Origin of the sequence: Streptomyces sp. MnatMP-M17 (assembly GCF_900091995.1) — a bacterium.
GTDB lineage: Bacteria > Actinomycetota > Actinomycetes > Streptomycetales > Streptomycetaceae > Streptomyces.
The window spans coordinates 1-8,846 of sequence record NZ_FMDK01001006.1; the positions used below are offsets into that span (position 1 = coordinate 1).

Genomic DNA, 8,846 nt, shown 5'->3' on the forward strand with positions numbered 1-8,846 from the left:
GGTACCCCGGTCCCGCCGGAGCCGGAGCCGGAGCCGGAGCCGGAGCCGGAGCCGTCGCCGCCCAGGCCCGGCACCTGGCCGAGGCCCAGCCCGCTCCCGTCGATCGTGATGACATCGCGCCCGGCCCACGCGAGCCCGCCGACCAGGCCGACGAACAGCGCGGCCACCGTCCCGGCGCGCAAGGCGAGTTCGGCGACGGAGACATGCGCGCCCGCGCGCCGCAGCGACCGCAGAAAGAGAAGCCCGAGGATCAGTGCTCCCGTGAGCCCCACGCCCAGTGGCGTGAAGTCGACCGCGGTCCGCGCCTCCACGCCCTCCAGACCGAAGGCGGACACATCACCGGAAGGCGTGACCGATCCTCCGGCCCCCAGCACCACCAGCGCGGCCGTCATCGGTCCCAACGACGCCGACGCGTCGGCGTCCAGCAGATGCAGTCCGAGCGCCGCGACCGCCGCCATCCCGACCAGTGCCCAGCTCACGGCGGCCACCGAGCCCAGCAGCACATCGACCGGGCCGCTACGGCCGCCGTCGTCCCGCGCGTTCATCAGGCCCCCCGATCCCCGACGGCCATGTCCGCCTTGTGATCGTTCCTCGTATTCGCGCATGATCCGTAGGCACTCATACGCGGTTACCACTCTCCGGGTGCCTTTCTCCCCCGTCAACGGTCCCTCCACGCAAGCTGTTACGTGCTTGTGCCAGGCGTTCAAGAGGCCCGGCTTTCCCGTACCGGAGCGGGCCTGAAATAGTTCCCCACGATGTTCGCCATCCCTAGACTCCCTGCGACGGGGGACAATCGGGGGACAACAAGTGGGGCATGGAGTGCCGGAACTCGTACTGGAATTGAACGGAAGAACCTGGACGCTCGATCCGTCCAGGTCGTACACCCTCGGCCGCGATCCCCAGGGTGACCTGGTGATCGATGACGCCAGGGTCTCGTGGCGCCATGCCACCATCAGCTGGGGCGGCCGGAACTGGGTCATCGAGGACCATGGCAGCACCAATGGCACCTATGTACAGGGCCGGCGTATCCAGCGGCTGGACATCGGTCCCGGCTTGGCCGTCTATCTCGGCAACGCCACCGACGGACCACGGCTCAGCCTCACCGGCGGCGGAGCGGCGGGCGCCGGTGAGGGTGCAGGCGCGGGCGCGTACAGCGCGCAGGGACCGGCCGCCCAGGCGCAGCAGGCGGAACAGGGCTGGCAGCAGGCTCAGCAGGCGCCCGCGCAGGGACAACAGGCCTGGCAGCAGCCGCAGTCACCGCAGCAGCACGGCCAAGTCCCGCCGCAGCAAAGTCATATGCCGCAGCAGCAAGGACAGGTTCCGCAGCAGGGACAGGTGCCGCACCAGCAGAGCCCGCACCAGGGCGGCGGTCCCGGTGCCTCCTTCCCGCAGCAGGTCCCGGCCTCCGGCGGCGCCGCGGGGGCCCCACCGGTGTACGGCGACCGCAGCCCGACCACGTTCCACCAGTTCTCCCTCGGCCATGTGATGCGTATCGGCCGTGCGCTGGAGAACGAGCTGGTCGTCTCCGACCTCCAGGTCTCGCGGCTGCACGCCCAGTTCACGGCGACGCCCGACGGCCGGTTCGAGATCCGGGACCTCGGATCCCACAACGGCACCTATGTCAACGGCCAGCCGATAGCCAAGTCCGGCACCGTACTCCTCGGCCCCAATGACATCGTCGGTGTGGGCCACTCGACCTTCCGTCTCGTCGGTGACCGGCTCGAAGAGTTTGTCGACACCGGTGAGGTCTCCTTCTCCGCCCGTCATCTCACGGTCACCGTCGACGGCGGCAAGCAGATCCTCAAGGACGTCTCCTTCGGTGTCCCGGAGAAGTCGCTGATCGCGGTCATCGGCCCGTCCGGCTCCGGCAAGTCCACGCTGCTCAAGGCGCTCACCGGCTACCGCCCGGCCGACCAGGGCGATGTCCTCTACGACAACCGGAATCTGTACAAGCAGTTCGCCGAGCTGCGCCAGCGCATCGGTCTGGTTCCGCAGGACGACATCCTGCACAAGGAGCTGACCGTCAGAAAGGCGCTCAAGTACGCGGCCAAGCTGCGCTTTCCCGGCGACACCGCCGAGGCCGAGCGCGAGGCCCGTATCGACGAGGTGCTGCGCGAGCTCAAGCTCGACATCCACAAGGACAAGAAGATCACCTCGCTCTCCGGTGGTCAGCGCAAGCGCGTCTCCGTGGCCCTGGAACTGCTCACCAAGCCGTCGCTGATCTTCCTGGACGAGCCGACCTCCGGTCTGGACCCGGGCATGGACCGCGATGTCATGCAGCTGCTGCGCGGTCTGGCCGACGACGGCCGTACGGTCCTGGTCGTCACCCACTCCGTGGCCGAACTGGCGCTCTGCGACAAGCTGCTGGTGATGGCGCCCGGCGGCTCCGTGGCGTACTTCGGCCCGCCGGCGGAGGCGCTCAACTTCTTCGGCTACACCACCTGGGCCGATGTCTTCTCCGCCTTCGAGAACTACCGCGACTACGACTGGGCGGGCCGCTGGCGTGGCTCGCAGCACTACCAGATGTACGCCGCGGACATCGACGCCGTCGCCGCGCAGTCCGTACATATGCCGCCGGCGCAGCAGATGCGCCCGCCGAAGCCGCAGAGCTGGGGCGCCCAGTTGCTGACGCTCATCCGCCGCTATACGGCGGTCATCGCGTCCGACAAGGGCTTCATGGCGCTGATGGTGATCCTGCCGGCCGTGCTCGGCGTGGTCAGCGTGGTCATTCCGGCGAAGTTCGGTCTCGGCCCGCCGGAGGCGCCGTCCCGATTCAACGGCGACGCGGGCACGATCATGCTGATCCTCGCGGTCGGTATGTGCTTCTCGGGCGCGGCCAACTCCGTACGAGAGCTGATCAAGGAACGAGTCATCTACGAACGGGAACGGGCCACCGGGCTGTCCCGTTCCGCCTATCTGATGTCCAAGGTGATCACGCTCGGTGTGATCACGGCCTTCCAGGGCGTCATCATCTGCGGTATCGGCTTCGCCACCCGCGCCCTGCCCGAAGAGGGCCTGATCATGCCGCCTGCCATCGAGATCTGTCTGGTCGTGATCGCGCTCGGCTTCACCTCGATGATGTTCGGCCTGGTCATCTCCTCGCTGGTGAAGACCGCCGAGAAGACCATGCCGCTGCTGGTGATGTTCGCGATCGTCCAGGTCGTCTTCACCGGCATTCTCTTCCAGGTCTACGACTCGCCCGGGCTGGAACAGTTCGCCTGGCTGATGCCGTCCCGCTGGGCCATCGCGGGCGCGGGCTCGACTCTCGACCTCGCGCATCTCATGCCGCCGTGGGACCAGGACAATCCCACCAATCTGGACCCGCTGTGGGAGCACTCGGCGAGCCAGTGGGGGATGAACATCGGCATCCTGCTGTTCATCGGTGTGGTCTGCGGATTCGCGGTGTCGCGGCTGCTGCGCCGTCATGAGCCGGAGGTCATGCGCAAGTAGCGCGCACCAACAGGCATACACGCAGGCACGCATGCACACACGCACGCACGCCGGAGGGCGGCACCCCGTACGGGATGCCGCCCTCCGCGTCGATACGCGTCAGTGCGCGTCGTACGTGTCAGCGCGCCGCCCTGCTCAGTAGGCGCTGTTGACGTTGTCCATCGAGCCGTACTTGTCCGCGGCGTAGTTGGCGGCGGCCACGATGTTGGCGACCGGGTCCCAGATGTCGTTCGGCGTGCCCTTGACGTGGTACGCGGCGAACGTCGGCGGGATGACCTGGAGCAGGCCCTTCGACGGTATGCCGTTCTTGGCGTTGATGTCCCAGAGGTTGATGGCCTTCGGGTTACCGCTCGACTCGCGGATGATGTTGCGGTGCAGTCCCTCGTACGAGCCGGGAATGCCGTTCTTCTTCATGATCGACAGCGCCTCACGGATCCACCCGTCCAGGTTGTCCGGGTAGGCCACCTTGCTGTCGGCCGTCTTGACGGCGGTGATCTCCTTCGCCGCCGTGGTGTGCACGCCGCTCTGGGTGCTCGACCAGGCCACCGGCGCGGTGGCGGCATGGGCGTCGGCGGAGGCGTTGCCACCGGGAACCAGCGAGAACGTGACGGCCGCGACACCGGCGGCGGCGATGCCTGCGATCGAAGCCTTGCGGGTCGTGGTCCTGTTCAGGCTACGGAGATCAGCGATGCGTGACGAGAACATGAAAGACGTACCTCTTCGAATTGCGGGGAGTCGCGAAGGCCGGTTGGCCAGCCAGCTCGGCGGCGACGAACGCAATTCTTAGCGGCAGCAAAATCCTCTGGCAAAGGTGTGACGTACGACCCTGAGTAGTGCATCAGGGCACCCGCAAGGCGCCAAGATGCCCGTTTACGCCATCCTCACACCCCTTTGTCCATCGACTACTCCGCTTCGTAAGTGATCCACGTCCTATGCTCGGGCTCACATCGAGGGTGGGGCGATATGACCGTTCGTTGCTTCAGCAATGCGCCGTGTGAGCGGTCTCGTCAGGGAGCCGAGGGAGGAGGAGATGGACGTCCCCGAACTCGTGCCAGAGATAGAGACGCTCCAGCGCCTCCTGATAGCCGCGCTCCAGCGCCGCGCGCCCGGCGATCGCCTCCAGCATCAGCAGATGCGAGGCCTCCGGCTCGTGCAGTCCGGTCAGCAGCCCGTCCACGGCGCGCACTCCGCGCCTGGGCGTGATCACCAGATCCGTCCATCCCGAGGCGGCCCGCACCACACCGTCGCTCCCGGCCGCCGACTCCAGGGCCCGTACCGCCGTCGTACCGACCGCGATGATCCGTCCGCCGCCCGCCGAGGCGGCGTTCACCAGCCGGGCCGTCGTCTCCGGCACCTCGAAGCGCTCCGGGTACGGCGGTTCGTGGGCCTCCGCCGAGGCCACTCCCGTATGCAGCGTCAGCGGCGCGAACTGCACGCCTCGGCACACCAGCTCTGTGACCGTCCTCGCGGTGAAGGGACGGCCCGCGCTCGGCATCTCCGCGGAGCCGGAGCCGTCGGCGGAAGGGAGCGCGAAGACCGTCTGGTACGCGGACAGCGGCTGATCCCGCGCCGTGTATCCGTAACGGATCGGCCGTCCGCAGCGGCGCAGCAGCCCCGGCACATCCGGATACGAGACGCGCGCCCACCACAGCCGGGCTCCCTCCGGGGCCAGCGGATCCTCCAGTACGAGCTGCTCGCCGCCCGGCAGCCGTACGACCGCTCCGGACGGGCCACCGGCCCTGGGCAGGGTGGTGCCCGTCCCGGTCGTCCCGGCCGCCGCGGGTGTGCGCAGCTCCACCGCCCACCGGCCGTCGTCACCGCGCGTCGAGAAGTGCACGACGACGCGCGCGCCGCCGAGGCGCCCGTTGACCGCGGCCGGCAGCGTCGCCGACGTATTGACCACCAGCACATCGCCGGCCCGGAGCAGACCGGGCAGCTCACGGAAGGTGTGATGAGTCACTTCGGTGCCCCGGGAGACCAGCAGACGCACATCGTCCCTGCCGGAGCCGCGCTGCTCCGCCGGGACCCGGGCCGACAGTTCCTCGGGCACCCGCAGCGTCGGCAGGACACTCACTTCGGCTCCAGGAGATCCGGTGCCGCGTACCGGCCGCTCGCCGGGCGCCGCTCCAGCAGCCGCAGAAAACCGGGCACCACCGACTCCGGATCGGGCCGTGGATCCGGGTCGTCCGGCACGGCCGCCGTATAGAGGTCCGTTTTCATGTCGCCCGGATCGATGGCCCACACGCGCAGCTCCGGCTCCTCGACCGCGAGCACGGCGGCGAGCTGGTCCAGCGCCGCCTTCGACGCGCCGTAACCGCCCCAGGTCCCGTACGCCTCCGCCGCCGCGTCCGAACTGACCGTGATGACCGCGCCCGGAGTGCCCGCGCGCAGCAGTGGCAGCGCCCGCTGCACCAGACCGAGCGCCGCGACCACATTGGTCTCCAGCGCCGCCCGCAGCCCGTCGAGCGGCAGCGCGTCCAGCCGTACGAGCGGTTCCGCGCCCAGCGCACTGGCATTGCTCACCACCAGATCGAGCGCGCCCAGCCCGGCGGCGGCAGTCACCAGCTCCGCACGGTGCACGGCGTCCGTGACATCTCCCGCGAGGGCCACCACCCGTGTTCCATGCGCCCGAGCCTCTCCGGCCGTCTCCTCCAGTACGTACGCGGTCCTGGCGTCCAGCACCAGATCCCAGCCGCGCCCGGCCAGCGCCACGGCCAGCGCACGCCCCAGCCCTTTCGAAGCTCCCGTGATGATCGCTACCGGCATGACATCGCTCCTCCAGCCCAGATCGGCGCGCTTCGTCGCCCGCCGATGCCACTCACCGTAGGAACGCCGTCCCTGCCACCGCCTCGGACGCGGGCCCGGTCCCCTCAGGGCACTTCGACCTAGGCCAGGCCGAGGTCAGGCGGAAGTCGGACTGAGGCCGGACTGAGGTCGGACCTAGGTCATCGGCCCCGGTCGGAGGCGGTCCCGAGGCGGATACGGGCTGTCCGGCCCGCCGGTACGGTAAAAACATGAGTCACCGACCAGGCTCCGGCCTCGCCGCCGTGAGCAGCGCGCTTCTCGCGATGAGCAGACGTCTGGAGGTGCGCGACGTCCTCAAGACGATCGTCGCCTCGGCCCGCGAACTGCTCGACGCCGAGTACGCGGCGCTCGGTGTCCCCGACGACCACGGCGGCTTCGCCCAGTTCGTGGTGGACGGCATCAGCGACGAGGAGTGGCGGGCCATCGGTCCGCTGCCACGCCAGCACGGCATCCTCGCGGCGATGCTCCACGAGGAGAAGGCCGAGCGCCTCGCCGATGTGCGCAAGGATCCGCGCTTCGAGGGCTGGCCCTCCGCCCACCCGGAGATGTCCGACTTCCTCGGCCTCCCGGTCAGGGACGGTGACGAGACGATCGCCGCGCTCTTCCTCGCCAACAAGCGCTGTCCCAGGCCGGAGTCCGCCCGTGGCGAGCGCTGCGGATTCACCGAGGAGGACGAGGAACTCCTCGCGATCCTCGCCCAGCACGCCGCGATCGCCCTCACCAACGCCCGGCTCTACGAGCGCAGCCGCGAACTCACCATCGCCGAGGAGCGCTCGCGCCTCGCGCACGAACTCCACGACGCCGTCAGCCAGAAGCTCTTCTCGCTACGGCTGACCGCCCAGGCCGCCGCCGCCCTGGTCGACCGCGATCCGGTCCGCGCCAAGGGCGAACTCCAGCAGGTCGCCGCCCTCGCCGCCGAGGCCGCCGACGAGCTGCGCGCCGCCGTGGTCGAGCTGCGCCCGGCGGCCCTGGACGAGGACGGGCTGGTCCATACGCTCCGTACCCATGTCCAGGTGCTCGACCGCGCCCACTCCGCCAAGGTGACCTTCGGCGCCTCCGGGATACGGGCCCTGCCCGCCGCCCAGGAGGAGGCGCTGCTGCGGGTGGCCCAGGAGGCACTGCACAACGCGCTGCGGCACTCCGGCGCCGACCGGGTCGACGTCGCCCTCGCCCGCCGTGGCCAGGGCGCGGTCCTCAGCGTCACCGACAACGGTACGGGCTTCGAACCCAGGACGGTCCGCAGAGCCGGCCGCCATCTCGGGCTGGTCTCGATGCGCGACCGCGCGAGCGGTGTGGGCGGCAGACTCAGGGTGAAATCGGCGCCCGGACAGGGCACCACGATCGAGATGGAGGTGCCCGGTGGCTGAAGAGGGCAGGGCCGGTGCCCGGCGTCCGGCCGGAAGTGTCGCGGCCGGACGCGGGCGGGCGATCCGCGTCCTGCTGGTCGACGACCACCAGGTGGTCCGCCGTGGACTGCGTACGTTCCTGGAGATCCAGGACGACATCGAGGTGGTCGGCGAGGCGTCGGACGGCGGCGAGGGCGTCGCCCGCGCCGAGGAACTGCGTCCCGACGTGGTGCTGATGGACATCAAGATGCCCGGTATGGACGGTATCGAGGCGCTGCGCAAGCTCCGTGAGCTGGACAACCCGGCCAGAGTGCTGATCGTCACCAGCTTCACCGAGAAGCGCACCGTGGTTCCCGCTCTGCGGGCCGGTGCCTCCGGCTATGTCTACAAGGACGTCGATCCCGAGGCGCTGGCGGGCGCGATCCGCTCCGTCCACGCGGGCCATGTGCTGCTCCAGCCGGAGGTCGCGGGCGCGCTGCTGGCCCAGGACGAGACGGGCGCCGGCCAGGGCAGAGGGACCTCGCTCACCGACCGGGAGCAGGAGGTGCTCGGCCTGATCGCCGACGGGCGCTCCAACCGCGAGATCGCCCGTGCGCTGGTGCTCTCCGAGAAGACTGTCAAGACCCACGTCTCGAACATCCTGATGAAGCTGGATCTCTCGGACCGTACACAGGCGGCGCTCTGGGCCGTCCGACATGGGGCGGCGGGCTGAGCCGGCCGAAGCGGACCGTCGTCCTCCGGTCAGAGATTCATACCGTCGTGTGTATGTCACCCACACGGCGCATCCTGATCGCCGCTCGGGCGTTCTTCATGGCGTAACCACGGCGTACTGCCGTGGTCATTGATCACGCGATTAAGGAACATCCCATGAAGGTTGCCAAGAAGGCCGCTCTGGTCCTCGTCACCGCCGGTCTCGCGGCGGGCGCCTCCGCCGGTGCCGCGTTCGCCACCGACGGCGGCGCCCAGGCGCTCGGCACGGCGAAGAACTCCCCGGGCGTCGGCTCCGGCAACGCCATCCAGATCCCGGTCCACATCCCGGTGAACGCGACAGGCAACACGGTCAACGTGATCGGCCTCCTGAACCCCGCATTCGCCAACCACTCGGTCAACCACTAAGGCCCGGGCCCCTCCGGCGGCCGTGGGCAGCCCGAACGTCTCCGTAACCCAAGGCGGCCGGGCTGCCGGAGCGGAGGCGGCGCGCCCGTCGGCTCACTCGGCGGCGGGCGGGCGCGGCCCGTCGGGCCG

At 69.6% G+C, this 8,846-nt stretch carries 8 protein-coding genes; 4 read left to right on the plus strand and 4 right to left on the minus strand.

What is annotated here, in order from left to right; translation table 11 throughout:
* The coding region (locus tag GA0115259_RS35030) for a streptophobe family protein (protein ID WP_218104253.1) at positions 1-545 on the minus strand (545 nt) is incomplete at its 3' end.
* Positions 546-807: 262 nt separating this feature from the next.
* Here GA0115259_RS35030 and GA0115259_RS35035 point away from each other — a divergent pair.
* On the plus strand, positions 808-3,450 hold the full coding sequence (locus GA0115259_RS35035) for an ABC transporter ATP-binding protein/permease (protein ID WP_093604362.1): 2,643 nt from the start codon (positions 808-810) through the stop codon (positions 3,448-3,450).
* Positions 3,451-3,585: 135 nt separating this feature from the next.
* Here the strand turns inward: GA0115259_RS35035 and GA0115259_RS35040 are convergent, their stop codons facing one another.
* The 3 genes from GA0115259_RS35040 to GA0115259_RS35050 all read right to left on the minus strand — a co-directional run bounded on the left by GA0115259_RS35040 (position 3,586) and on the right by GA0115259_RS35050 (position 6,216).
* On the minus strand, positions 3,586-4,155 hold the full coding sequence (locus GA0115259_RS35040; RefSeq protein WP_093604364.1) for a transglycosylase SLT domain-containing protein: 570 nt from the start codon (positions 4,153-4,155) through the stop codon (positions 3,586-3,588).
* 274 nt (positions 4,156-4,429) lie between these two features.
* Positions 4,430-5,524 (minus strand): S-adenosylmethionine:tRNA ribosyltransferase-isomerase, encoded by a 1,095-nt coding sequence (locus GA0115259_RS35045; protein WP_093604366.1) that lies wholly within the window; start codon positions 5,522-5,524, stop codon positions 4,430-4,432.
* Positions 5,521-6,216: an SDR family NAD(P)-dependent oxidoreductase gene (locus GA0115259_RS35050; protein WP_093604368.1), complete on the minus strand. Its 696-nt coding sequence runs from the start codon at positions 6,214-6,216 to the stop codon at positions 5,521-5,523. Before GA0115259_RS35050 ends, GA0115259_RS35045 begins: the two co-directional genes overlap by 4 nt.
* Before the next feature lie 248 nt (positions 6,217-6,464).
* On the opposite strand from GA0115259_RS35050, the gene GA0115259_RS35055 reads away from it, so the two are divergent.
* The 3 genes from GA0115259_RS35055 (at position 6,465) to GA0115259_RS35065 (ending at position 8,717) form a co-directional block, all read left to right on the plus strand.
* The gene (locus GA0115259_RS35055) at positions 6,465-7,622 is read left to right on the plus strand and encodes a GAF domain-containing sensor histidine kinase (RefSeq protein ID WP_093604370.1); all 1,158 of its coding nucleotides are present in this window, start codon (positions 6,465-6,467) and stop codon (positions 7,620-7,622) included.
* Positions 7,623-7,683: 61 nt separating this feature from the next.
* A complete protein-coding gene (locus GA0115259_RS35060) occupies positions 7,684-8,313 on the plus strand; it encodes a response regulator (RefSeq protein WP_093604374.1) in 630 nt (209 codons plus the stop codon).
* A 155-nt stretch (positions 8,314-8,468) separates the two neighbouring features.
* Complete coding sequence (locus GA0115259_RS35065; protein WP_093604372.1) at positions 8,469-8,717, plus strand: chaplin; 249 nt, start codon at positions 8,469-8,471, stop codon at positions 8,715-8,717.
* Positions 8,718-8,846 lie beyond the last annotated feature (129 nt).

What these genes read in the sequence shown, in the direction of transcription:
- GA0115259_RS35040 (WP_093604364.1), bottom strand. Translation starts at nt 4,155, where the DNA reads ATGTTCTCGTCACGCATCGCTGATCTCCGTAGCCTGAACAGGACCACG.
- GA0115259_RS35055 (WP_093604370.1), top strand. Translation starts at nt 6,465, where the DNA reads ATGAGTCACCGACCAGGCTCCGGCCTCGCCGCCGTGAGCAGCGCGCTT.
- GA0115259_RS35065 (WP_093604372.1), top strand. Translation starts at nt 8,469, where the DNA reads ATGAAGGTTGCCAAGAAGGCCGCTCTGGTCCTCGTCACCGCCGGTCTC.
- GA0115259_RS35050 (WP_093604368.1), bottom strand. Translation starts at nt 6,216, where the DNA reads ATGCCGGTAGCGATCATCACGGGAGCTTCGAAAGGGCTGGGGCGTGCG.